The organism is Saccharibacillus sacchari (assembly GCF_037722395.1).
Taxonomy (GTDB): Bacteria; Bacillota; Bacilli; order Paenibacillales; family Paenibacillaceae; genus Saccharibacillus; species Saccharibacillus sacchari_A.
This window is the reverse complement of the sequence record NZ_JBBKAR010000053.1, coordinates 130881-153831: the sequence shown is the minus strand read 5'-3', so window position 1 is coordinate 153831 and position 22951 is coordinate 130881. Positions and strand designations below refer to the sequence as shown.

The following is a 22951-nucleotide window of genomic DNA, read 5'->3' as shown; positions in this document are numbered from 1 at the left end:
TTTAACTATCGCTTGGTACGAGGTTCCGGCTTGTCTTCGTAGGTCTCGTCCAGCTTAATCAGGTTGGACGGGATACGCTCGGCCAACCAAACCCCACTGCCCGCGTCGTAAAAAACAATGCCTTCGTTTGTAGCCGCCACGGAGTCGATATTCAGCATGATCAGTTTGCCTTTACGCCGTCCGGCCAAAGCCGCAAACGAAGTTTCGGCCGATAAATGTACATATTCCCGCCCCATCGGCAGCAGTCCGTGTTCTTCGATAGAAGGCAAAGCTTGCCGCCCCGTTCCGTGGTACAGGACGGTCGGAGGCGTGCCTTGCGGATAGGTTACGCGTCCGAAGCTATGGCCGTAACGCGCACGGATACGCGGCTCAGATTCCTTTTCTACGGACGATTCGTTTTCCACGCCGTCCGTAGATTCCAGAATTTCAAAACGCTGCTTGTCCGAACGACGCACCACGTCCCGAATGTCTTGCTCGGTCGTATCCGCGTAGCCCGTCCGTTTGCGAACCGCGGCTAGCAGCTCGTCGAGCCTGCAAGAACCGTCTTCCGGATCAAGCGTCAGCCCGAAATCCTCCGGCGAATGCCGCAGCATCATAGACATCAGCTTACTGATCTTTTTGTCCCGTTCGGCAATCGATAATTTTGGAGTTTGGCTTTGTCCCCGATAAGGATTGCCTCCGCCTTTGTTTTTATTGTTTTTGCTCATCAGTCGTTCTCCTCATTTCTGCTTGTCTTACGCCGGGCATCCGGAACCAACTGGCATACTCTTTCCGGAGCCAGGGGTCGCTTTCGGTAGCGATCTTCCGATGCAGCGCTTCGATCACGTTCAAAGATGCTTTTTTGTCGATCGCCATAGGAATGAAATCCGTAATGTCATGCGTGCCCGCAAAACCCGAAGCCTCCGCATACAAATCGATCAGCGCGACGACAGCCCATTCCTCGTCCAGATGTTCGGTCAGCTGATCCAGACGCTTATACAATTCATGAATGTCCGATTCCATGACCCCGAACGCCTCCCTGCTATCTATATAAACGCAAATACAGCCCCGTTTGTTTCCCCGGAGCTACATTTGCGCTTTGTTCGTCTCGCTGCGTTCGTCCGCTTCGCTTTAATCTTTATACGGATCGAACTCGTTCGCCCCCGCCATGGCGACGCCGATCGGCTTCAACGTATGCAGCACGTCGATCGTTTCCGAATGCGCGTCCAACACCTCCTGAAGCTTCCGGTAGACAAAAGGACTTTCGTCCGTCCCCGCGCCCCGCAGCTCCACGTCGAACTGATTGACCGCGTTCATCATGCGTTCTTCGGTAATCTCGCCACCGATCCGCACCCGCGTTTTCCAGTTCATTTTGCCCGCAGCCTGCGTTCGGCTCATGATGCGGCCTGCTCCATGCACCGTGCTGTAAAAGGATTCTCCGTTCTCTGCCGTGTTTTTCCCGCGCACGATCACCGAAATATCCGCCATGCTCCCGCCGATAAAACCGAGCTGTCCCGGGGCCGAAGGCGTCGCTCCTTTGCGCACGACGATGCAGTCTTTGCCTTCGTGCTTTTCTTGCCAAGCGAAGTTGTGATGGTTATGCACCTCGAAATCGCTTGTCGCTCCCAAAATGTCCAGCACCTGCCCGATCACGTAATCCCGTCCCGCATATGCGTAACGTCCGGCCAGCTTCATCGCGCGGTAATACAGGTCGCCCGTCTCGCTGTGCAGATCGAACAATACCGGCGGCTGATCCATGCTTTCGCCCGGCGCTTTGCCCAAGAAGTCGCGGCCTGCCGCCAGATTGAGAAAGCCGCTCGCCGTTTTGTGGCCGAAGCCCCGGCTGCCGAAATGGTTGCCGACCCAGATGCGCCCCGTCGACGGCTCTTCGAAAATATCGACGTAATGGTTGCCGCTGCCGACGGTGCCGAGCTGGTCGCGGGCCAACTTTTTCAACTTGTCATGCACGTTTCCGCCGATCTGCCGGTACACCGACCAATCGGGATCGTCGAACAGCTCGTGATCCACTTTCGTTTGATTGACGCGTCCGACGCCGAACTCGACTTTGCGGGCGATCTCGTCCATGATGGCCTTGATGCGCGGCTTCACGTCTTCGACCATCAGATTGGTGCGGACCGCTTTGTTGCCGCAACCGATATCGTAACCGACGCCGCTCGGGGAGATCTGTCCTTCGTACGCGATCACGCCGCCGATCGGCTGGCTGTAGCCTTTATGATGATCGGCCATCAGCAGCGCTTGCACCACATTGCCGTGATTCGCGCACGTCTGAGCCTGTTTTAACGCGCTTTCGTCCACTTTTCCCCATACGCGTACTTGATCTATCGTTTCGTAACTCATAACTTTTCATTCCCTTCTTGATCATCCGACAACCGATCCAGATCCATCTTCGCCACATGGGCGCTCATCGAATCGAAGCCGCGCGCCGCCGCCGAAATGTAAGACAGTACCTGATCGCTCCAACCGTAGACATAATGCGTGTTCAGATCTTCCTTCGGCACCATCGCTCCGCGATACGGCGACAGATCGACGACGAACGCTTTGGCGTGCTGGTTGATTTTGGCCCGGTAACGTTGAAGCTCGGTGTAAAAAGGACTGCCCTCGTTCTGCTGCTCATCCGTCACAATCACGATCTGATCCACGTTCTCGCGCAGTTCGGTCAGACGCCGCACCGGCAGTCCCGTATCCGTTCCGCCTCGGGCTTTGATCCGCGATGCCTGTCCCATGATGCCCGCGTTGCGCGAAGGCTGCGGATCATGCACCTCGTGGTCGAATGTGAGAAAAATCGAGCGTCCACCCGTCTTTTTATACAAAGCCAAAGCGAAAACGGAACCCGTCCGCAAATAGTCGCCTTCCATCGAACCCGAAATATCGAGCAGGATCGCGGTGCGTCCCGGCAAATTCGGCAGATTGGCAAACGTCAGATCGACCGCTTCCGCCAACGCTTCCTTGATGACCGGATGCTTCACCTGACCGTAAGCCGTAGCGAAACGCAGCGGTAAAATCTTCGATTTGCGCAGCGCTTCGGCATCGTTCAGACGCTCGACCACGTAACGCAGATGCTGCGGACGCTCCAACAGCCCTTCGCGCTCGAACGTGTTCAAATGGCGCAGCAGCGCGAATAAAGGCATCTGGTACAGCAACGCTTCCCAGATCTTTTTATCGGTCTTGATCGCTCCCGTCACCGTTTCGTACGGCAATTTGCCTTCACGGATCAGACGGATGCGCGTTTTGTCTTTGGTGGCTTTTTTCAACTGTTCGACGGCTTGGATCTGCGGCAGACCGTCGAGCGTCGTCTCATGGCCCCGCAGGTAACGGAACAGCGCTTGCTGGCGTTCGTCGATCGGAACCGGATGCGCCGTCGCGATCGCGTCTCCCAGATTATACCCCCGACCGCGGCCGCCGTATTTGATCGCCCAATATTCCGACGTTTTTTGCAGGAAAGCCGCGATCTGGCGCTTGACCGCACGGCCTCCCTGACCCCGTCCCATGCCGCGCAGGATCGTCAGGAAGTCGGACAGGTCGGGCGGAATCAACACGACGTGCGCGAATACTTTGGCGAATAAGTCGGGACGCGCTTTCGACAGCACCGCCAACCCGTAGACCGGCTGCAAACGCATAAAGCCTTTTTGACGGGCAAAAACCAGCGCTTTCGCCATAAATTCCGGATTCAGCTCGACCATCGCTTCGTGCGTGTCGGCGGCTTGGGCCAGCAGATCGTGGGCATCCGCGTAAAAAGTATTGCCGAGCGTATTCGTCAGCAGCATCTGCATATATTCTTCTTCGAAACTTCGGTTGTGGGCGCGATACCCTTCGGCATTGAACAGGGATTGCGTAAAACGTTGCACGGCACGACTCATGTCGATGACCTCCTTCGGATGTTGTGCTGCTCACACGCGAAACGTTCATGTCTTCGCGCGACTGCATTCATGAACTTCTTGCGTTTAAGCAGCATTTTAAGGACTGACACGGATCGCCGGCGAAGAAAAACGGAGAAGATGAAAAGGGCTCGAAACCTTTTGCTGCCGTTTTTTGCTCGTTTAGGGTCGAAGGAATCCTCTCCCGCGCCTCGCCGACGTTTCGTGTGCAGTTTTTACGGTGACAGGCAAGTCCGAGGAAAGTGGTGGAAAGGAACGTTGCTGCTCTGTCCGCTGAGCTATTCCGCCGCGTATGACGGAAGCCGGATTCGAACCGGCGACCTGCCGATTAGAAGTCGAAGTAACCCTTCCTGGCGCCTCGGACAATAGAGATCACGCTCAAGGCCGTTTGGCTTTGACGCTCTCGTTTGCCTGGTTTCATCTTCGCATGGCGGAGGGGACGGCAACAGGGCGAAAGTATGGCAAACAGCAAAAGTACGGGGATCGTTTATTATTTTTTACGACAATAACTTAATTTCATCGGATTGCGTTTAAAAAATAGTGATGCGATCTTAAAGGGCGATCTTCAATAGAGGGGTGTGCACATCATGGTCAAAAAGAAACGGTTCATCTGGACAGCCGCGATTCTCCTTGCTGTGATTCTGAGCGGCATTTTGGTGTTTCCGTCGGTGCTGGGCATGAACAAATCCGAGCTATCGAGAGAAGCAATCGCGTTTAACCTGATCGAATTGACGCCAAATACGTTAAAGCTTAGCGGAACGCTGTTGGCCAGTGCGTTCAGCTATCGGGGTTGCGAATACGAACAGGAAGGCAGCAATCTGTATGTCACGCTGCAAGGCGGAACAGTCACGAAAAAGCATCCGACTGGTGATTTCGATATTTCGATTCAAAACGATGACTTCTCGCAAGTCGACCGCGTCTATCTTAAGTACGGGGAAGATCATGTTCTGATTTATCCGCAGCGTTGATAGGGATTGGAGTTTTTTTGTGTATATTTAGGAATCTGATTTCTTGACCATGCCCTGCACTTTAACGTATAATATTAAGTGTAACAATGGTGATTAGGCACCATAAAAACTTGATACTCTTACCAGACTTCGGGTGCTGGCAGTTGGCAGGCAACGTAAAAATCTGATACTCTTCCTGGACTTCGGGTGCCAGGCGTTGGCAAGCAACATAAAAACCTAATTCATTTATACTCTCGAAAGGGAAGAAGGGGATCTACCTTCTTCCCTTTCTTTATGATTTCGGAGGAAGCATGGAGACTAAAAAAACGATCTCATTTCTAAAAACCGCACAGCATCACTACGATAAGCTTCTAAATAAAGAGATTCACTATGTATATAAAAAAGAAGGAAAGTACCACGAATTAATTCTAAAGTCCGGAAAAGCAAACTTTGCTCATTTTTTCGGAGTAAAATATATAGATCCAAAAACAAATCGAGAGTTTAATTCTGCCTCGATCTATAGCGCGTTGAAAAAGAATAAGCTATCTCCTGAAGGGATAAAGAAAAAAGCGGACGGTACCACAGATCAAAAGCTAGAAGTCGTTCCATCTCTGGATCAAATCTTAACTTGTAACTTGAGAATTTTGGGTAATGGTACATATTTAAAATTAGAATACGATGCAGCAATTCGTACAAGTAAAGCAATCTTTTGTATAGCTCTTACTCAGATAAACGATGGATGCTTTGCTCCAAAATCGTTACTTAATTTAAAATCAAGCAAATCAAACACGATTGGCGCAGGATATCCGGTTCACTGCGTTTACGAAGTTCTCGACGACAAAGAAATATTCAAATATTGCGAACATCAAGATTTCATTCTCTATCAAGAAACTCATACATACTTTTTTCGATAAAAAGCCCTCTCGCCATACTTTCCGCCTAAGCGCGAAGTATGCAAGGCAATATGTCCGTTCGCCATACTTTCCGCCTAGGCGCGAAGTATGCAAGGCGATATGTCCGTTCGCCATACTTCCGCCCTTTCCGCCTTCCTCCCTTTCCGCTTAAAATATCCGTACCCGCAACACCCGGATTTTTACAAACCCACTCCCACTGTCTACAATGGAGAGTGACGAGAAACGGAGGAAAGACCCATGGCTAAAGAAAGTTTCGACAAAGAGATCCAGTTCCTGCGCCTGCTTGCCCTGACCGGAGGCGGTTACGATCGGCAGCAGTTCGCGGGACGCCTCGGCATCTCGGTACATACCTTCGACAAAACGGTCCGCAAACTGCGCGAAATCAGCGGCGACGCGGACTTTGCCGACCTGTTCCGCTACGGTTACGCCGATTCGGCCGAGCCGGTGCTTCTATTCCTGTATCGCGCCAAGTCGATGAAGGAATCGGAAAGCCGCCGGCTGCCGCTGATCCTCACCGCGCTCAAAGGCACGCCGCAGACCGCAGCCGAGCTGCTCGACGCCTGCTGCGAACGCCTGCCGCTGGATGCCGCCATGCCGGACGAGAAAACGGTCCGTTCCGACCTGCGATACCTGGAAGAGATCGGCGTCGTACGGCGCGAACCGGGCGGGCGGCCGTATCGGTACGTGCTAAACAACGACTTGACTGAATGCCTGTCGCAAAAAGAACTGGTCGATCTCTACGAGTTCGTCGATATCATGGCCAACACGCAGATTCCGTCCGTTCAAGGCTATTTGCTGCGCGACAACCTCAAAAAAGCGCTCAAATCCACTGTTCCCGAGCACGAATGGGACGACGGTTTGTTGGAACCCTTTTCCTATAAATATCATTACGACGCGCGTATTCTGGACGAAGCCCATCTCTACACGCTGCTGCGGACGATCCATCTGCGCAAACGCATCTCTTTCCAATACTTTTCGCCGAAAAACCGGAAAAGCTATTCGGCCAAAGAAACCAATCCGTTATTCGGCCGTGAAACGGAGGTTCGCCGCGAGACGACGCTGCCTCTGAAGGTCGTTTACGATCACCAATACGGCAGATGGTATCTGATCGGCGCCGCCGCCAAAGGCCGGTTCGTCAAATTCCGCATGGAGGGCATGATCGATATTGCGGAAGATCAGGAAGCGCCGGAAGAATATTTCGCGCTTAAAAAGCAGCAGCTCAACGAGCGGATGCGTTACAGTTGGCTGATCGACACGGGCGATACCGTCACGGTACGCGCCAAGTTTTACCGTCCTCGCGGACAAGCCGACTTCATCGCGGAACGCGTGCGGCTGCAAGGCCAGTGGGGAGAGATCGTGGAAGAGAACGAAGAGTTCTTTATCTATGAGATTCAGGTCAACGGCGTGACGGAAATCCGGCCGTGGCTGCGAGGGTTCGGATCAAGTTGCGAAGTGCTGGCTCCCGCGGATCTGAGACAATCGTTTATCGACGAATGGAAGGAGATCGGAGACTACTATGAATAATCCGTTTGAAAAAATATTCAACTACCAGCTCTCCTCGCGACTGGAAGAAACGGGCGTTTACACGCTTACGTCGCAGGAACGCTCCTGGCTGAAGTCGATGCTGGAGCATCCGGCGGCGCTTGAAGCTTTGGAACCGCGTACGATTGCCAAGCTGCAAGAATGCGTGCTGGACGAGGAAATGTCGAATCTGCTGGATGGACTGGAGCAAAAAGCCGGCAGCCTTGAAACGCAGATCGTGCATCCCCTGCTGTCTCCGATCCGCCGGATCATGCGCAACCGTCAAGGAATGACCATCCAATGCCGCACCAAAAAAGGCAAGCTGAATGATCCGCAACCCGGCATTCCTTACAAGCTGGAGTATTCGATGGTCAAACGCGAATGGTATCTGCACTGGTACAATTCGTCGACGCGCTCGATTCTGCATACGCGGCTATGCCATATATTGTCGGTCGAGCAGTCGCGCAGATCGCGTACGTATTACGAAGAACAGATGACGCGCGCGCAAAAGCTGTTCGAAGCGCCCCGTCATGAAGCCGTAGTTGAGGTCATTCGTATATTCAACGCCGAGTTGACACGGATTCTGCATGCTTTTTCCTGCTTTGACAAACGCGTCGAATACGACGAAGAAGAACGGACGTACCGCATCCATCTGACGTTTACCGACAGCGAAGGGCAATTCGTGCTGACCAAGCTGCGTTTTCTGGGCAAGCGGGTTCGCGTTGTCGAGGGACGTTACCTCAAATACCGCATGCGGGAAACGGCGAGGAAAGCTTTGGCTTTGTATGGCGTAGAAGCCGAGGAAGCAGCAGGCACAGCTAACAATGAAGAAACAAAGATTCCGGGCTGATTGCCAAACATAATCGGAAGTCTATACGTTTATCCTCTGTAGGTCTATCACGAAAGGAGCTTGCAGATGAACGTTTCCCGGATCAAAAAGCCGTTTCTTGTCGCTGCCGCGTTGGCGCTTCTGTTGACTGGACTCCCTTACGATCGTGCCCACGCCGAAGCTTCGCTTCGAACGCGTGCCGAAATCGCCTATTTCACGGATGTCGACAGTATTAAGCTGCATCGGCTGGGAAGCGATTTTACGCCGGAAGAAGCACAGAAAGCCACATCGTACGATAGCCGTTATATCCCGGTCAAAGACCTGTTCGGCGGACAAGTCGAAGCCATCCGATGGAACGCGGCCGCCAAAACCGTATCTATCGTGAACAAAGGCAAGACGGCCATTCTCAACTTTTCCGGTAAAAAGATTGCGGCTAAACAAGGAGAAATCGTGCTGCCCGCTACCTGGTCGAAAATGGAGAACAGCAAGGCGTTGATCGATATCTATACGCTGACCTATGTGCTGGATCGTTACGGAGACGCGTTCGATGATGCGGAGCGGACGGCTTGGAGCGAAAAACTGGATTTTCTGGGGATTCAATACGCGGAGACTCTGCCGGTGATTCGAAGTTCGGACGTGCAGATTTATGTGACCTTTGAAGAAAAATAATAGACCGGAAACGGCCCAACTCGTGAAAAGACGCCTGCGCAACGATTGCGCGAGGCGTCTTTTGGCTATTCAAAAATCCATTTTCGTCACGAACGCTCAAACGAATGTAATCTCCCGCTCCGTCCATTCCGTTTCTTCGTACGCTTGCGCGATGCCGACTTCCGCGATCCGCGATTTCGGCACATGCTTTTCGCGCAGCGTGGCGACGAACTCTCCGACAAAAGGCGAAGGATCGGCTTTGACCGTCTTCTCGTCCGCCCAGCTCAACTGCAACAATCCGCCGCCGCCAAACGGCTCGGAGCCTGGAATGCCGTCTTTGAACCACGGATGTTCGTCTTCTTTGCCTATTCCTGGCGCGTTCAAGCATACGTACAACGATAATCCGTCGCAGGTTTGCAAAATCTGGCGGTGCAATACCAGCGTTTCCTGCTGCACGCCCGTATACTTTTGACTAATCCGCTGCTGACGTTCTTCTTCGTTATGCACGAACGCGATGCAATCTTCGCGCTCGGACGTCTGCAAATCCTCGAATACGCTGTAATACAGACTGCTGAGCAGGGCGGCGTACGGATGCTTTTCTTCCAATTCGTCGATTCCCATGCGGTAAAAGGTGACTTTCGGCAGCAGCGGATATTCGTTGAACGAATACGGCGCATGCAGATGGTCGTCCCACACCGGCGTATCGTCGGGCCGAATCCAGCCCCGGTCATGCTCGGTCACGCCGAACACGATCGCTTCTTTCGTGACCGCAGGCATTCCCGGCGATTCTTCCACCCTCTCCATCATATAAAACCGATCCTGAAATTGCGCGGCCGTTTCTCCCGAAAACGCGGCATGGTCATGCTGTTTGACAAGGACGAATGCTGTTTCCGTTTCACGTATAATCATTGATAAATCCCCCATTCTTCTCGGCTTGCGCCGCATTGCTTTTTCTCTGGCTATGATGGTTATTACCCGAATTTTGACTTAGCCGTAACGAATAGCTTAGCCCGAACGTTTATAAACTGCAATGATTATCGGGAAAGGAGACTTGATATGAACCTTGATTCTGCTGCTCGCACGTCTCCCAAAGCAGCTCCGTGGATACGTGATCCCAAGCGTTTCCGAAAAGCCATGATCCTAACCGCTATCCTTACGTTTCTGTCGATTCGATATCCCGGAGTCAGACCGCTGTACGAGGAGGCGCTGCTGCTCATCCGTTTGCCTCTGACTATTCCGATCCCGGGAAACGGCAGTATCATGTACGCCAACTTCATTTTCACCGGCTTCGCGTTTTGGGCTTTGTATCTGATCTGGGACTCGCTTGATCGTCACCGTATTATTTTCTGTATTGCGTTATTGTGGCTGCTGCCTATGCTGGGAAAAACGGCTCTGCTCGGCTATCAGGCCACCATTCCTCCAGGTGTATATGCAGTAGCCGTCGATCAGAAGCAAACGGCTTGTACTGTTAACCTTGAAGCGGGAGTAGCCTCCGGCAATTGCTCCTTCGTGGTGAGTAACCGGGGCAGCCAACCGATCGATCTTCAATCTACGCTTGCTTTTGATATCGAGCTGCCGACCCGAGGCACCTATACGCTCGATATCCCGCTGGAAAACAAGCGTATCGGGACGCGCAGCATCGAAGTGATCGGGACTCATTTCACTCAACAGGTTCCCGAATTAGCCGATATCACGAGCAACTTGACATGGAACAATCCGCTTGAGTCCGGCTCGATGAAATTAACGATGAACGACGGTAAACGCGAGCGCGTGTGGGGAAACTAAAAGACGAATTGATTTTGCCTTGATCTACTCCGTCCCGATCTGCCTGATTTGGGTCTATCCCTTTTTCGCCACTCCCTTTACTATCGTTCCAAAAAAGCCGACCGTAGCTGGAAGCGAGAAGACGGAGAGAAAAATCCAGTGAAATACAGGATTTCGAAGAAAGCCTGCGGGAACATCCAGCGCGATGTTCCCGCCTTTGAACTCGGAAAACTCCTTAATTCAAATCCTATCCATTTTCCGAGTGAGACAGCGAACTGAACTGAATTTTTCTCGCAGTCTTCTCGCGTCCCGCTCCCACGCAACTTTTTCCGAAAACGATTTCCGAACATTTCATGTCATTTGTACGCGCCCTATTGTAAACCGCTTACATCCCTATTATACTCTAGTTGTTTATGACCAATCGAGGGTTTATTTGAGAGGAGTTCACACGATGAAATTCGGTTACTTCGACGACGCTAACAAGGAATACGTCATTCAAACGCCTAAAACGCCTTACCCGTGGATCAACTATCTGGGGAATGAACAATTCTTCGGCCTGATCTCCAACACGGCGGGCGGTTATTCGTTTTACCGCGATGCCAGACTGAGACGTCTGACCCGCTACCGGTACAACAACGTTCCGCTCGACAACGGCGGCCGTTATTTCTATGTGCATGACGAAGGCGATTACTGGACGCCGGGCTGGATGCCGGTCAAGCGCGATCTCGAATTTTACGAATGCCGCCACGGTCTCGGTTACACTTCGATTACCGGCGAACGGAACGGTCTGCGGGTCAACCAGTTGGCTTTCGTGCCGCTCGGATTCAACGCCGAAGTGTATCGTGTAAAAGTCAGCAACGTCAGCGATTCTCCGAAAAGGGTTTCGTTGTTTTCTTATCTGGAATTTTGTCTGTGGAACGCGCATGACGATATGACCAACTTCCAACGGAATCTGAGCATCGGCGAAGTCGAGATCGAAGACTCCGTCATTTATCATAAAACGGAATACCGCGAGCGCCGCAACCATTACGCCTACTACTCTGTCAACCGCCAAATCGACGGCTTCGACACCGATCGCGATACGTTCCTCGGCGCGTTCAACGGACTCGATACGCCGCAGGTTGCTTCGGAAGGCAAGTCCGGCAACTCCGTCGCCAGCGGCTGGTCCCCGATCGCGTCGCACGGCATCAATCTCGAACTCGCTCCGGGCGAAGAACAATCCCTGATCTTCATGCTCGGCTATGTCGAGAACCCGCAGGAAGAGAAATGGGAAAGCCTGAACGTCATCAACAAAAAGCCGGCCAAAGCCATGATCGAAGCTTTCGCGACAGACGCGCAGGTCGACTCCGCGCTAGCCGATCTGGCCGCTTATTGGGACGGATTGCTGGGCAAATACTCGATTCAAAGCAGCGACGACAAGCTCAGCCGGATGGTTAATATCTGGAACCCGTATCAGTGCATGGTCACGTTCAATATGTCGCGTTCGGCGTCGTATTTCGAATCCGGCATCGGCCGGGGCATGGGCTTCCGCGACTCCAACCAGGATCTGCTCGGCTTTGTGCATCAGATTCCGGACCGCGCCCGCGAACGGATCATCGATATCGCGTCCACGCAGTTCGACGACGGCGGCGCGTACCACCAGTATCAACCGCTGACCAAACAGGGCAACAACGAAGTCGGCAGCGGCTTTAACGACGATCCGCTGTGGCTCATTACCGGTACGGCCGCTTATATCAAAGAAACGGGCGACTACGGTATTCTCGACGAGGACGTGCCGTTCGACAGCGGACGGCAAGGCAGCGCGACGCTGTTCGAGCATTTAAAGCGTTCGTTCGACCATGTCACGAATAACCTTGGTCCGCATGGCCTGCCGCTGATCGGACGCGCCGACTGGAACGACTGCCTCAACCTGAACTGCTTCTCGAATGAGCCGGGCGAATCGTTCCAGACGACCACGAACCTGGACGGGAAAACGGCGGAGTCCGTGTTTATCGCCGGATTGTTCGTGTTCGCCGGACCGGATTACGCGGAACTTGCGCGCAGACGCGGGCTTGAAGACGAAGCGGCACGCGCTGAACGCGAAATCGAAAATATGCGCAAAATTACCATCGAGCACGGCTTCGACGGCGACTGGTTCCTGCGCGCTTACGATTACCACGGCGAAAAGATCGGCAGCCATGAGAACGAAGAAGGCCAGATCTTTATCGAACCGCAAGGCTTCTGCGTGATGGCCGGTATCGGCGTCGAAGAAGGCTTGGCGGAAAAAGCGCTCAACTCCGTCCGCGACCGTCTGGAAACGGATTACGGCATCATGCTCCAACAACCGGCTTATTCGAAGTATTATCTGAACCTCGGCGAAATTTCGACCTACCCGCCGGGCTACAAAGAAAACGCCGGTATCTTCTGCCACAACAACCCGTGGGTGACGATCGCCGAGACGGTGATCGGACGCGGCGACCGCGCGTTCGAGACGTACGCCAAGATCGCTCCGGCTTATTTGGAAGACATCAGCGAAGTGCATCGCATGGAGCCTTACGTGTACTCGCAAATGATCGCGGGCCGCGACGCCGTGCGCGAAGGCGAAGCGAAAAATTCCTGGCTCACCGGCACGGCGGCCTGGAACTACGTCGCGATCACGCAAGCGATCCTCGGTATCCAGCCGGATTACGACGGTCTGCGCGTCGATCCGTGTATCCCGCAAGCGTGGGACGGTTACAGCGTTTCGCGTTCGTTCCGCGGCGCGGAGTACAAGATCGAGATTCGCAATCCGCATCACGTCTCGAAAGGCGTGAAGTCCGTGACCGTGGACGGGGAAACGGTGGAAGGCAATGTGCTGCCGGTGTTCGAGGCGGGGACGAGCCATGAGGTTGTAGTGGTATTGGGTTGACGTTTTTTAAAATTTGCTAAAAGACCGCTTTGTTAGCGTTCTTTAGACAGTCGAGAAAGTTACGTTGGTGCGGGAAGCGAGAAGACTCCGAGAGAAATTCAGTTCAATTCGCTGTCTCACTCGGAAAATGGATGGAATTTGAATAAGGAATTTTCCGAGTTCAAAGGCGTCTTTCACTGAATTTTTCTCTCCGTCTTCTCGCTTCCAGCTACGTTGGAGTTTCTCGACAAAAAGATCGCTATCGCAGCGGTCTTTTTTTATTTTAAAAAGAGGGGATGAGAGTTTGGAAATGAATCCGGGCTCAAGATCAGCCCGGGCCTAGATGGAAGTTTTTTTCGCACACAGCCTGTGCGGCGTTGCCGCGGGATAAGTGGGTAGCGACTTCTTCGCCGTCGTAAAGGATCGTGCAGCTGATCCAATCGGCGTTTTCGGCGGCGTCGGCTTGAAGCCGGACGGATGGAAGCGGGATAAAGGCGTTTTTGCTGACCTCGAACGTTTGACGGTAAGGCAGGTCGATGGTGTCGTATGAGGCGCTTTGCGGATTTTTGCGTGCGTTGATTTCCGCTTTGAAGTGCGAAGCCGAATCGCTGTCGCTTTCGACGATCACTTCGACTTCGATAACGTCGTGTGCGGCGATATGTTGATCGTTGCGATTCTGGTCGGTTTCCTGCTGCTGCGCCGGTGCTGATACGGTTTCGGTTTCGCTTGTGCTTTCCCAAGCTGCGCAAGCCGGAAGAAGCAGCAGAATCAATGAGAGGGTCAGCCAGGCAATAGCTTGTTCCGTCTTCGTTGTTTGTCTACGGGTTGTCATCTTTTCCACCTTCTTTTTGTTTTCGGTAAAGGTCGATTATCTGCTCTACGTAAGCCATCAATTCGCTTGGCAACCCGATAACCGCAGGCTCTTGGCCTTCCCGGGGCGTGATCCATGACCAATACGTGTCCATAACGTTCTCGTCGCCTTCGAACAATGCCAACGCTTTTGCATGCAACTGTGCGGCAAGACTTTGGGCTTCGGCGGAATGCGGAGACGATCGAGGCATCATCTGCGCGGCCTGCTCCAGCAGAAGCGTCAGTTGTTCCAGACGCTCGTCGCCGCTGCCCCATACCGGAAGGTTCGCCAAAATTTCTTTTTCATGTCGCGAAGCCGCCCTACCGTTACCGAATTCGGCCGGCACGACGCCTTCGACCAGAGGACGCTCGTTCATATCTTCGATCACCTTCAACAAATCGTTCATGCCGCCCATGCCGCGAAGACGAAGAACATCGACCGCCGACCGCAGATAATATTGTTTGCGGCTTAATTCTTCTTTTTTCGTTTCCAACAAATTGATTTGTTCGTGCAGCGAATGCAGCCAATCCTGATGTTCGCCGTCGTCTTTTTGCGTGTGAAGCAGCGTTTTGATTTGTTGCAGCGTATAGCCGATCGACTTGAGCAACATTATTTTTTGCAACCGGAACACGGCTTGTTCGTCGTAATGCCGATAACCGTTCTCCGAGATCAAGGTCGGCTTCAACAGCCCGATCTGTTCGTAATAATGTAACGTTCTTTTGCTAACCCCTGCTTTGCGCGCCAACTCTCCGATCCGAATCATGTTTGCCGCTCCTTTCGTTTTCAGTCTAAACAATAACGTATACGTTACGGTCAATCGTTTTTTTCGAAACCGTCGAGAAAATTCCGCATTTTGGCTTAAAAACAAACTTGCCTTACACCGCGCTGTAACCTCTATACTAGTAGCTTGTCTTGCTTTAATCCGGGGTTTGCGCTTTCCTGAAACGTGCATGGTTCTAGTACGTTTCAGGAAAGTGTAACCCTACATTAATTCGAGACAAGATACTAGTACCTTGACCGCATCAAATTTAAAGTTTACGTTCGTCGGAAACATGCACGGTTCAAGCGGGTTTTCGAGGAGCGTAAACTTACATATTAAGCGGTCATGGTACTGGGCTTGCGGACACGCGCACGCTATCTCCAGGAAAGCGAGGAAAGCCATGAGCTACACGATCGGACAAGTTGCCAAAAAAATGAATGTTTCAACGTTCGCGCTGCGTTATTACGACCGCGAAGGGTTATTGCCTTTTGTGAAGCGTTCGGCAAACGGCGTTCGGCTGTTCGAAGAATCGGATCTTGAATTTTTGCGAGTGATCGATTGCCTTAAAAATACGGGAATGTCGATCGGCGAGATTCGCAGCTTTATCGAATGGACCAAAGAAGGCGATGCTTCGCTGGGGCAACGTCTGGCGTTATTCGAAGAACGGAAAAAGGCCGTCGATCTGCAGATTGCCCAACTTTTGCTGTATAAAGAATGTATCGAGTTCAAACATAACTACTACACCGAAGCTGTCAAAGCAAAAACGGAAGCCGTGCATCGAGATCCCAACGCTCCCGAAGCGGATATGGTGCTCGGCAGAATCGTCGATCGGACGGAAAGCGAACAGAAAAACATAAACAAGGAGGAATTAAAATGAAAACAGTCGTCATCGGAGGTTCGGGACATATCGGAAGTTACCTGATTCCCAAATTGATCTACGCGGGGCATCAGGTCGTCAATATCTCTCGCGGCAAAAGCAAACCGTATACCGCGGACCCCATCTGGCGCGAAGTGCAATCGGTCGTGCTTGATCGCGAACAAGAAGACAAAGGCGCGTTCGAGCAAAAAATAGCCGGATTGAACGCGGATATCGTAGTCGATCTGATCAACTTTTCGCTAGAGGATACAAAAACCATGACGCAGGCGCTCCAACATACGAACCTGTCCCATTATCTGTTCTGCTCGTCGATCTGGGCACACGGTCAAGCCACCCGCCTGCCGATGCTCGAAGACCAACCGAAGTTCCCGCTGGATGAATACGGACGCCAAAAAGCGCACAGCGAAGAGTATCTGCACCGGCTGCATCGCCTGGAAAGCTTCCCGGAAACGGTAGTGATGCCGGGGCAAATTTCGGGACCGGGTTGGGCGATCATCACCCCTACGGCCAACGCGGATCATCGCACGTTCGGCAAAATCCGGCGCGGCGAAGAAATCGTGCTGCCCAACTTCGGAATGGAAACGCTGCACCATGTGCACGCCGACGACGTCGCTCAGGTCTTTTTCAACGCGATTACTCATCGTCAGTCGGCTCTGGGCGAAAGCTTCCATGCGGTCGGCAACGAATCGATCACGCTGCTCGGTTACGCGCAAGCCATGTATCGCTGGTTCGGTCAGGAAGAACGGATCAAGCTGCTGCCGTGGACCGAATGGTGTCGGCATACCGGCGAGCAAGAGTTGATCGACGGCAGCTACCATCATATCGCCCGAAGCGGCCATTTCAGTATCGAAAAAGGAAAACGGCTAATCGGATACGCGCCTAGACACACGCTGCTGGAAACGGTGCAGGAAAGCGTCGGCTACATGGTGCAAAACGGCTGGTTCGAAAAGTAACTTGCACGCATTGCCGCCAAAATTCAATACTTCGAGCAATCTGCCGGACTTTGCCGCCTCTATCGATCTTTCGATTGCTTGCCCTTTGCCGGACAGGTTTTCCCCTGACCCGCTATTCGGCTTTTGAGTCTGCCTTGCCCCTCACTTTTTCAAGTTCGGGGCTTTTTCTTTATTTTGAACCCTTCTTCTTTAATTTCAACTCTTTATGTAAAGGCTTTCATCGGATAGCTTAATAGGGAACTCTTTTCCAGTCGTCGGCGCTGCAGTATTTTCGTTTGGCGCTCCCTGCCTGAATGTTTGACCACTTATCGAAACGGAGGAATCTCATGAGCACCCGAAAAAGGATCAAACCTTCCCGTCGTCCTTTGGCACGTTTTCCGCGTAAGGCCGCTTCCGCCGCTCTCGCCTTGTCTTTGATCGCGTCCGCCCTGCCGCTGCAAGCCAGCGCCGGAGACACTTGGCCGTTTACCGGCGATAGCGCCCAGGGACTGAACCAACCGAGCGTGCATGGCTACACCAGCGGGCATATCCTCGACTGGACACCGGAGCGCGACCGCGATGCCGAACTGCTGCGTTCGCGCGTGCCGCTCCAACCGCGTATCGCTCCTTTTGCCGCCACCCAGGCCGACCCGACGATCAGCTCCGACGTACATATGATGAACGTGGCGGGCGATTACGGGAACGCGTTTATCGAAAATGCACCGTATACGAACAAATTCGCGCAGTACCATTTCAACTTCTGGCAGTACACGGACTATTACTCGTATTGGCACGGCACCGCGACCGCGTATACGCCGCCGGAATACTATGACGAACTGGCGCAAAAAGACTGGCAGCAAAAATGGTTCGAGTTCGGCATGCTCAATATTCCGAATCCGACCTACACCGACGCGGCGCACAAAAACGGCGTTTTGTCGCTGGCGGGCATCTTTTTCTCCAATAACGACCGCGGCCAACAGACCTACAAGCAGATGATCGTCAAAGACGCAAACGGCAATTTCCCCGTCGCCGAGAAGCTGATCGAGATGGCCGAATACTTCGGGTACGACGGTTATTTCGTGAATCAGGAAGAGATCGGGCCGAACGTCGCCGTGGCGGATATCCCCGATTATCAGGAATTCGTGAAAACGCTTAAAGCTTCCGGGCTGTATATCCAGTGGTACGACTCGCTCAACACGGATAACGGCTCGAACACGTTCGCGCGTACGTTCCGGGGCAACAATATCAAGTTCCTGCACGATTCGGAAGACGGGCAGCAGGTATCGGATTCGTTCTTTTTCGATTACGGGATGGGCAAAAGCCAGATCGACGCCGCCGCGAGTTTCCTGAACAACTGGAACGCGCAGTACGGTACCGATTACAGTTTGTTCGAAAACGGCTACGCCGGATTGGAAGCGGGCCGCGACCGGTTCAAAAACGTGCAAGGTTCGGCGCTGAACGCCAAACTCGACGCCGAAGGCAACATGCGCACCAGTCTGGCGACGCTCGGCGCCGACTTCGTGCATGCCGGACTGGACGAGGATATGAACCAGGGCTGGCCGAGCCGCAAACGCAACGAAAACGGCTTCCAGTGGATGACGGATATCCGCGAACGTCTGTGGTGGTCGGGGCCGAACCTCGATCCGGCCAACACGGCGGTCACGGCGCAAAACGCGGCGGCCGACGTCTACGCGGATACGCGGTATTGGCCGGGCGTCGCTTCCGTCATCGCGGAACGTTCGGTCGTCGGCGGCGATACCTTTTACACGAATTTCAATACCGGGCACGGGCTGGATTACTATGTGAACGGCAAAGTATCGAACGACGAAGAATGGTCCAACATGAGCTTGCAGGACATCCTTCCGAGCTGGCAATGGTGGCAGGAAACGTCGGGCAGCAAGCTGGACGTGGCGTTCGATTACGGGCGTCAGTACGAGACCGGCACGAGATTCGACCATCCGCTGATCGGCGCGTACGAAGGCGGAAGCTCGCTGGCGCTGCGCGGATCGCTTGATGCGGAGACGTTCCTGCGGCTGTACAAAACCGATCTGTCCGTCGCTTCCGCTTCCGAATTGAGTGTGACATACAACAAAACGGTCAAAAGCGACGATTCCCTGATGAGCGTCGGACTGATCTTCGCGGATGCCCCGGACGACGTGGTCAAAGTAACCGTACCGGACAGCGGCGGCAAAACGCAAGGGTGGAAAACGACCTCGGTCGATCTCGGCGCGTACGCGGGCCGCGAGATCGCCGCTTTCGGCCTCGTGTTCGAACCGGGCGCGACGCCGATCGCCGATTACCGGATGAATATCGGCGAACTGCAAATCTCGAACAAGACGCAGGCCGCGCCTTCCGCGCCGACCGGACTCGCGATCGAAGCCGTCTACCCGGAAAGCGGCGAGATGCTCGTGAACTGGAACCTGGACGACAACTACGACGAGGTGCAATTGTACAATGTGTATGTCAACGATACGTTTGTAGGCGGCAAATACGACGAAACGTTTTATATCAAAAACTTTCCGTCTCAATCCGGCGTCGTGAAAGTCGCGGCGGTCGGACCGGACGGCACGGAAAGCGCGAAGGCCGAAGTGCCGTTCAACCTAAACACCGCGCCGGAACAATTGAAAGCGACTGCGGCGGCAAACGGCGGGTTGACGGTCAAATGGACGGTTCCTCGCAGCGTCAAAGGCGATACGACCGTGAACGTCCGCTCCGTCAACTGGACGACCACCCCGCAGCCGATCGACGAGACGCTGACCGTCCCGCACGGGCAAACGACAGCAGTGTTCGCGAACATGCCGGTCAACGGCGACGAATATATCGTGACCGTGAGCAAAAACGGCTTGACGCCGGTGTCGATCTCCGGCACCTTTGCCGACACGATCGCCGAGCCATACGCCGAAGATTGGTCGTGGAGCGGCAATACGCTCAACCTGCCGATGCCGAACAGTCGCGATTGGCGCTATCTGTACGTGTACGAAGACGGCAAACTGCGCTCCTTCCCGACCACGTACAACGTCGGCGACCGCGACCGTATCATCCGTGGACGCACGACCAAAGCCAGCTTGAACTTCACGTCGACGGCGGCGAAAGTCGAAGTCGTGCTGGAAGACTACAGCGGCAACAAGTCGGAACCGGTGGTGTTGAAAGGCGAATAGTGTTGGGGAAACATGGGACGCAGATTGATGAAGAGTGAATCTGTAGGCTCACGGTAGCTTACAGATTTGTATGACGAAAAAGGCTATCTCGAACGCTGGCGTGTATATGGCGCTCGGATAGCTTTTTTTGCTCTCCGTACCCCGAGGTCGATACCAATTATCGGAAATAAGTGCGAATATACACTTATTCCGATCAAATTCTGCGATTTCAAGCAAATAAGTACGAATATGCAACTAACAGCTCTCCCTTATGCCTTTTTTCGCTTCTTTTCTCGAAATAGTTGCATTTGAGCACCTATTTCGATGTTTCCGTAAAAAAGGGACGAAATAAATGCACTTCCGCACTTATTTTATAACAGGGGTGCGAAAACAGAACGACTTGGAGATTTTGGACGGGTCGGTTCGAGTTGGGCTGATAAAAAGCTTAAAAGCAAAAGATAAAGGCTGTACCGAAATCCGATGACGGATTTCGGTACAGCCTTATTCAGTACGTTATTCAATGTCATTCGGAAGCTGTTTCGGCTTTCGGCACATATTTCGATACGTATTCCGGTAACTGCCTCCGCGTACATTTCGGCATATCTTCAGGCACGTTACTTCTCCATCTGCCGACGAAACGATCAATCCCGTTATCGCATCCGCCCAGCCGGGTCGCGGTCCGGTGGCGTTCCAGAAGCGTCCCGTCGCGGAGCGGGCTGCGAACAAGCGGCGGATTAAGGCGTTTCGGGAGTCGCCGCGTCGGCGTCTTCGCCATCGCGTTCGCCGCGAGGGCCGCCCGGACGTTTTTGGCCTTCGGCCGGAACGGCAGCGGCGGGGTCGATCACGCGGGCGATATGTTCGCCGGCGTGTTCGCGCGCTTCGGCCGCGCGCTCGTCATACTGCGCTTGCGTGATCTCGCCTGCGGCCAATTCTTCTTTGAGCTTCGTTTCGCGATCGGACACCAGCAGGTCGATCACTTTTTGCTTGTCCACGCCTTGCGCGGTCGCAATCGCTTCGAGCGATTCTCCGGCTTCCTGGCGCGTTTTCAACTGATCGGCCGTCAAGCCGAGCAGCGAAGCGACCGCTTCGCGTTCTTCTTTCGGTCCTGTTCCGGCACCGGGACCGCCGTGAGCGCCTTTGCCCGGACCTTTTTTCGAAGCGTCGAAGACTTGCTCGACTTCTTTTTGCGCGCGTTCCTGCGCTTTCGCCAGACGCTCGTTATACTGCGTTTGCGTAATATCGCCTGCGGCCAATTCTTCTTTGAGCTTCGTTTCGTGCTTCGATACGAGCAGGTCGATCACGGATTGCTTGTCCACGCCTTGCGCGGTCGCGATCGCGGCCAGCGTCTCGCCCGCTTCCTGACGGGTCTTCAACTCGGCTTCCGTCAGCTTGAGCAGCGAAGCCAGTTCGGCGCGGTCGACGGCGGGACCGCCGATCGGACCGCCGACGCCCGGACCTTTTTTGCCGGCTTGCAACGGATCGGCTGTCGGAGCTGTCGGAGTCGTTGCGGTCGCGGAACGGTTCGACGAAGACGAATCCGTGGACGAAGCGGCGTAGGTATGCGAAACGGCGGCGGTGCCTCCCGCCGCGAGCGCCAATGCCAGCGCTCCGGTTGCGATTTTCTTGTTCATGGTCAAGTCCTCCTTGTATGGGTCCGAGATTGCGCGGCGAATCGGCAGCCGCCTCGGACAAATCGGTGATAGGCTTTTTCCGTTGATCTCGACGACGGGTGACTTCTACATACTAAACGGCCTTTTTTAGAAAATGCTGAGTCTGGGCTGAATGTTTGCTGAAAGGAGCACAAAAGCAAAAAACAAAAAAACCGACGCTATGCGGCGTCGGTTTTTCGAAGCGGGACCGGAGTTCGAACAGACGAATACCGGCCAGCGGCCGATCCGGGGCGACGAAGCGTGCGTCACGGCCGGAATCGCCCGATGCCCGTCAAGCCCAATATTCGTCCGGCTTGTACGTAATCCCGGAGCCGGTATGAATCGTCAGCGTAGACGTGGCTTCGTCATAGAAGACATCGTGTTCGCCCACGTAGAACCAGTGTTTGATCGGCGGCGAACCGGGAGGTTCTTCGAAGTGGAACACGTTCAATTCTCGCTGCACGCCTCGGATTTCTTCGGCGAGCCACGGCGCGACGCCGCGAATGCTCAACACGGCTTCGCCGTTTTCGCCGGAGCGCTCCAATTCGTACGTGACGTCGTCGGTTCCGCTGTTGACGAACATGCGGCCCGTCACGGCGTGCTTCACGAGAATGCGTTCATGGTCTTGCGGCATATCGCTCATTGCGGCTTCCTCCTTTTCGTTCACGGCAGATCGACCAACATATAAAATACGGGGCTGGAACCGTTTAGCTCAAGCTCCGGCGCTTCGGTGATCCGGGCCGTATCGCGGCGTCCCAGCGCGACCTGTTCGTCCGCCCCCGACACTTGCAGTTCGCCTTCGATCACGAACAGAAACGCGCGGCGTCCCGCTTCTTGCCGGAAAGAAAGGCTCTGCCCGGCTTCCAGGCGACTTAGATAGATCGTCATATCCTGGCCCAGATCGGTCACACCTTCCAGCCCTTGACCGGAAGCGACGGGAACCAGGGCGCCGTCGAGCGCCGCCGTATCGAATTCGCCCGTGGCGTACGAAGGCGTCTTGCCACGTTCGGTCGGTTCGAACCAGAGCTGAAGAATATGCACGTCTTCGTGCTCGGACGGATTGTGTTCGGTATGGATCACGCCGGTGCCCGCGCTCATGCGCTGCACGCCGCCGAAGCCGGTCACGGCCACGTTGCCGAGACTGTCTTCATGGCGCAGACGACCGGACAAAATGATCGAGATGATCTCCATGTCGCTGTGCGGATGGGCGCCGAAGCCTTTGCCCGGAGCGATCACGTCGTCGTTGCATACGCGCATGGGACCGAACTTCACGTTCTCGGGATCGTAGTATTCGGCGAACGAAAAGCTGTGTCCGCCTTTGAGCCAGCCTTTATCGTATTCAAAACGCGAACTTGCCGGATAGACTTGAATCATCGTGTGGC

Annotated in this window: 20 protein-coding genes; 10 read left to right on the top strand and 10 right to left on the bottom strand. The window is 53.9% G+C overall.

The window, feature by feature from the left end:
• Window positions 1–5: 5 nt before the first annotated feature.
• From WKI47_RS21065 to WKI47_RS21050, 4 genes are all read right to left on the bottom strand, one after another.
• Window positions 6–707 (bottom strand): RNA 2'-phosphotransferase, encoded by a 702-nt coding sequence (locus WKI47_RS21065; protein WP_340229158.1) that lies wholly within the window; start codon window positions 705–707, stop codon window positions 6–8.
• On the bottom strand, window positions 691–1002 hold the full coding sequence (locus WKI47_RS21060; protein ID WP_340229157.1) for a hypothetical protein: 312 nt from the start codon (window positions 1000–1002) through the stop codon (window positions 691–693). The genes WKI47_RS21065 and WKI47_RS21060 overlap by 17 nt, the downstream gene beginning before the upstream one ends.
• 108 nt (window positions 1003–1110) lie before the next feature.
• Window positions 1111–2337, bottom strand: a complete 1227-nt coding sequence (locus WKI47_RS21055) for an RtcB family protein (RefSeq protein ID WP_340229156.1) — start codon at window positions 2335–2337, stop codon at window positions 1111–1113.
• A complete protein-coding gene (locus WKI47_RS21050; RefSeq protein ID WP_340229155.1) occupies window positions 2334–3857 on the bottom strand; it encodes a TROVE domain-containing protein in 1524 nt (507 codons plus the stop codon). The genes WKI47_RS21055 and WKI47_RS21050 overlap by 4 nt, the downstream gene beginning before the upstream one ends.
• 605 nt (window positions 3858–4462) lie before the next feature.
• Between WKI47_RS21050 and WKI47_RS21045 the strand changes: the two genes are divergently transcribed.
• The 5 genes from WKI47_RS21045 to WKI47_RS21025 all read left to right on the top strand — a co-directional run bounded on the left by WKI47_RS21045 (window position 4463) and on the right by WKI47_RS21025 (window position 8755).
• Window positions 4463–4843 carry a hypothetical protein gene (locus WKI47_RS21045; protein ID WP_340229154.1) on the top strand — a complete coding sequence of 127 codons (381 nt, stop codon included), beginning with the start codon at window positions 4463–4465 and terminating at the stop codon, window positions 4841–4843.
• Window positions 4844–5133: 290 nt separating this feature from the next.
• Window positions 5134–5736 (top strand): PBECR4 domain-containing protein, encoded by a 603-nt coding sequence (locus WKI47_RS21040; protein WP_340229153.1) that lies wholly within the window; start codon window positions 5134–5136, stop codon window positions 5734–5736.
• Between the two features lie 237 nt (window positions 5737–5973).
• The gene (locus tag WKI47_RS21035) at window positions 5974–7260 is read left to right on the top strand and encodes a helix-turn-helix transcriptional regulator (RefSeq protein WP_340229152.1); all 1287 of its coding nucleotides are present in this window, start codon (window positions 5974–5976) and stop codon (window positions 7258–7260) included.
• Window positions 7253–8107 (top strand): WYL domain-containing protein, encoded by an 855-nt coding sequence (locus WKI47_RS21030; RefSeq protein ID WP_340229151.1) that lies wholly within the window; start codon window positions 7253–7255, stop codon window positions 8105–8107. The genes WKI47_RS21035 and WKI47_RS21030 overlap by 8 nt, the downstream gene beginning before the upstream one ends.
• A gap of 66 nt (window positions 8108–8173) precedes the next feature.
• The gene (locus WKI47_RS21025) at window positions 8174–8755 is read left to right on the top strand and encodes a hypothetical protein (protein WP_340229150.1); all 582 of its coding nucleotides are present in this window, start codon (window positions 8174–8176) and stop codon (window positions 8753–8755) included.
• 96 nt (window positions 8756–8851) lie between these two features.
• Here the strand turns inward: WKI47_RS21025 and WKI47_RS21020 are convergent, their stop codons facing one another.
• Complete coding sequence (locus WKI47_RS21020) at window positions 8852–9643, bottom strand: DUF3891 family protein (protein WP_340229149.1); 792 nt, start codon at window positions 9641–9643, stop codon at window positions 8852–8854.
• Window positions 9644–9790: 147 nt separating this feature from the next.
• On the opposite strand from WKI47_RS21020, the gene WKI47_RS21015 reads away from it, so the two are divergent.
• Together WKI47_RS21015 and WKI47_RS21010 are read left to right on the top strand one after the other, a co-directional pair.
• Window positions 9791–10519: a hypothetical protein gene (locus WKI47_RS21015; RefSeq protein WP_340229148.1), complete on the top strand. Its 729-nt coding sequence runs from the start codon at window positions 9791–9793 to the stop codon at window positions 10517–10519.
• A gap of 430 nt (window positions 10520–10949) precedes the next feature.
• Entirely contained in the window at window positions 10950–13385 is a 2436-nt protein-coding gene (locus tag WKI47_RS21010; RefSeq protein WP_340229147.1) for a GH36-type glycosyl hydrolase domain-containing protein, read from the top strand.
• A 307-nt stretch (window positions 13386–13692) separates the two neighbouring features.
• Here WKI47_RS21010 and WKI47_RS21005 read toward each other — a convergent pair whose 3' ends face one another.
• Together WKI47_RS21005 and WKI47_RS21000 are read right to left on the bottom strand one after the other, a co-directional pair.
• Window positions 13693–14196, bottom strand: coding sequence for a hypothetical protein (locus WKI47_RS21005; protein ID WP_340229146.1), 504 nt, complete (start codon window positions 14194–14196; stop codon window positions 13693–13695).
• Window positions 14183–14977, bottom strand: a complete 795-nt coding sequence (locus tag WKI47_RS21000) for a MerR family transcriptional regulator (protein WP_340229145.1) — start codon at window positions 14975–14977, stop codon at window positions 14183–14185. Before WKI47_RS21000 ends, WKI47_RS21005 begins: the two co-directional genes overlap by 14 nt.
• Before the next feature lie 397 nt (window positions 14978–15374).
• On the opposite strand from WKI47_RS21000, the gene WKI47_RS20995 reads away from it, so the two are divergent.
• From WKI47_RS20995 to WKI47_RS20985, 3 genes are all read left to right on the top strand, one after another.
• A complete protein-coding gene (locus WKI47_RS20995; RefSeq protein WP_340229144.1) occupies window positions 15375–15851 on the top strand; it encodes a MerR family transcriptional regulator in 477 nt (158 codons plus the stop codon).
• On the top strand, window positions 15848–16804 hold the full coding sequence (locus tag WKI47_RS20990) for an NAD-dependent epimerase/dehydratase family protein (protein WP_340229143.1): 957 nt from the start codon (window positions 15848–15850) through the stop codon (window positions 16802–16804). The genes WKI47_RS20995 and WKI47_RS20990 overlap by 4 nt, the downstream gene beginning before the upstream one ends.
• A 326-nt stretch (window positions 16805–17130) precedes the next feature.
• Window positions 17131–19941: an endo-beta-N-acetylglucosaminidase gene (locus tag WKI47_RS20985; RefSeq protein WP_340229142.1), complete on the top strand. Its 2811-nt coding sequence runs from the start codon at window positions 17131–17133 to the stop codon at window positions 19939–19941.
• Between the two features lie 713 nt (window positions 19942–20654).
• Here WKI47_RS20985 and WKI47_RS20980 read toward each other — a convergent pair.
• From WKI47_RS20980 to WKI47_RS20970, 3 genes are all read right to left on the bottom strand, one after another.
• On the bottom strand, window positions 20655–21551 hold the full coding sequence (locus tag WKI47_RS20980; protein ID WP_340229141.1) for a hypothetical protein: 897 nt from the start codon (window positions 21549–21551) through the stop codon (window positions 20655–20657).
• A 310-nt stretch (window positions 21552–21861) separates the two neighbouring features.
• A complete protein-coding gene (locus WKI47_RS20975; protein WP_340229140.1) occupies window positions 21862–22212 on the bottom strand; it encodes a hypothetical protein in 351 nt (116 codons plus the stop codon).
• A gap of 20 nt (window positions 22213–22232) precedes the next feature.
• Complete coding sequence (locus WKI47_RS20970; RefSeq protein WP_340229139.1) at window positions 22233–22943, bottom strand: pirin family protein; 711 nt, start codon at window positions 22941–22943, stop codon at window positions 22233–22235.
• Window positions 22944–22951 lie beyond the last annotated feature (8 nt).

What these genes read in the sequence shown, in the direction of transcription:
- WKI47_RS20975 (WP_340229140.1), bottom strand. Translation starts at nt 22,212, where the DNA reads ATGAGCGATATGCCGCAAGACCATGAACGCATTCTCGTGAAGCACGCC.
- WKI47_RS21050 (WP_340229155.1), bottom strand. Translation starts at nt 3,857, where the DNA reads ATGAGTCGTGCCGTGCAACGTTTTACGCAATCCCTGTTCAATGCCGAA.
- WKI47_RS21060 (WP_340229157.1), bottom strand. Translation starts at nt 1,002, where the DNA reads ATGGAATCGGACATTCATGAATTGTATAAGCGTCTGGATCAGCTGACC.
- WKI47_RS20985 (WP_340229142.1), top strand. Translation starts at nt 17,131, where the DNA reads ATGAGCACCCGAAAAAGGATCAAACCTTCCCGTCGTCCTTTGGCACGT.
- WKI47_RS21030 (WP_340229151.1), top strand. Translation starts at nt 7,253, where the DNA reads ATGAATAATCCGTTTGAAAAAATATTCAACTACCAGCTCTCCTCGCGA.
- WKI47_RS21015 (WP_340229148.1), top strand. Translation starts at nt 9,791, where the DNA reads ATGAACCTTGATTCTGCTGCTCGCACGTCTCCCAAAGCAGCTCCGTGG.
- WKI47_RS21040 (WP_340229153.1), top strand. Translation starts at nt 5,134, where the DNA reads ATGGAGACTAAAAAAACGATCTCATTTCTAAAAACCGCACAGCATCAC.
- WKI47_RS21005 (WP_340229146.1), bottom strand. Translation starts at nt 14,196, where the DNA reads ATGACAACCCGTAGACAAACAACGAAGACGGAACAAGCTATTGCCTGG.
- WKI47_RS20990 (WP_340229143.1), top strand. Translation starts at nt 15,848, where the DNA reads ATGAAAACAGTCGTCATCGGAGGTTCGGGACATATCGGAAGTTACCTG.
- WKI47_RS21000 (WP_340229145.1), bottom strand. Translation starts at nt 14,977, where the DNA reads ATGATTCGGATCGGAGAGTTGGCGCGCAAAGCAGGGGTTAGCAAAAGA.
- WKI47_RS21035 (WP_340229152.1), top strand. Translation starts at nt 5,974, where the DNA reads ATGGCTAAAGAAAGTTTCGACAAAGAGATCCAGTTCCTGCGCCTGCTT.
- WKI47_RS20970 (WP_340229139.1), bottom strand. Translation starts at nt 22,943, where the DNA reads ATGATTCAAGTCTATCCGGCAAGTTCGCGTTTTGAATACGATAAAGGC.
- WKI47_RS21020 (WP_340229149.1), bottom strand. Translation starts at nt 9,643, where the DNA reads ATGATTATACGTGAAACGGAAACAGCATTCGTCCTTGTCAAACAGCAT.
- WKI47_RS21025 (WP_340229150.1), top strand. Translation starts at nt 8,174, where the DNA reads ATGAACGTTTCCCGGATCAAAAAGCCGTTTCTTGTCGCTGCCGCGTTG.
- WKI47_RS20980 (WP_340229141.1), bottom strand. Translation starts at nt 21,551, where the DNA reads ATGAACAAGAAAATCGCAACCGGAGCGCTGGCATTGGCGCTCGCGGCG.
- WKI47_RS21055 (WP_340229156.1), bottom strand. Translation starts at nt 2,337, where the DNA reads ATGAGTTACGAAACGATAGATCAAGTACGCGTATGGGGAAAAGTGGAC.
- WKI47_RS20995 (WP_340229144.1), top strand. Translation starts at nt 15,375, where the DNA reads ATGAGCTACACGATCGGACAAGTTGCCAAAAAAATGAATGTTTCAACG.
- WKI47_RS21065 (WP_340229158.1), bottom strand. Translation starts at nt 707, where the DNA reads ATGAGCAAAAACAATAAAAACAAAGGCGGAGGCAATCCTTATCGGGGA.
- WKI47_RS21010 (WP_340229147.1), top strand. Translation starts at nt 10,950, where the DNA reads ATGAAATTCGGTTACTTCGACGACGCTAACAAGGAATACGTCATTCAA.
- WKI47_RS21045 (WP_340229154.1), top strand. Translation starts at nt 4,463, where the DNA reads ATGGTCAAAAAGAAACGGTTCATCTGGACAGCCGCGATTCTCCTTGCT.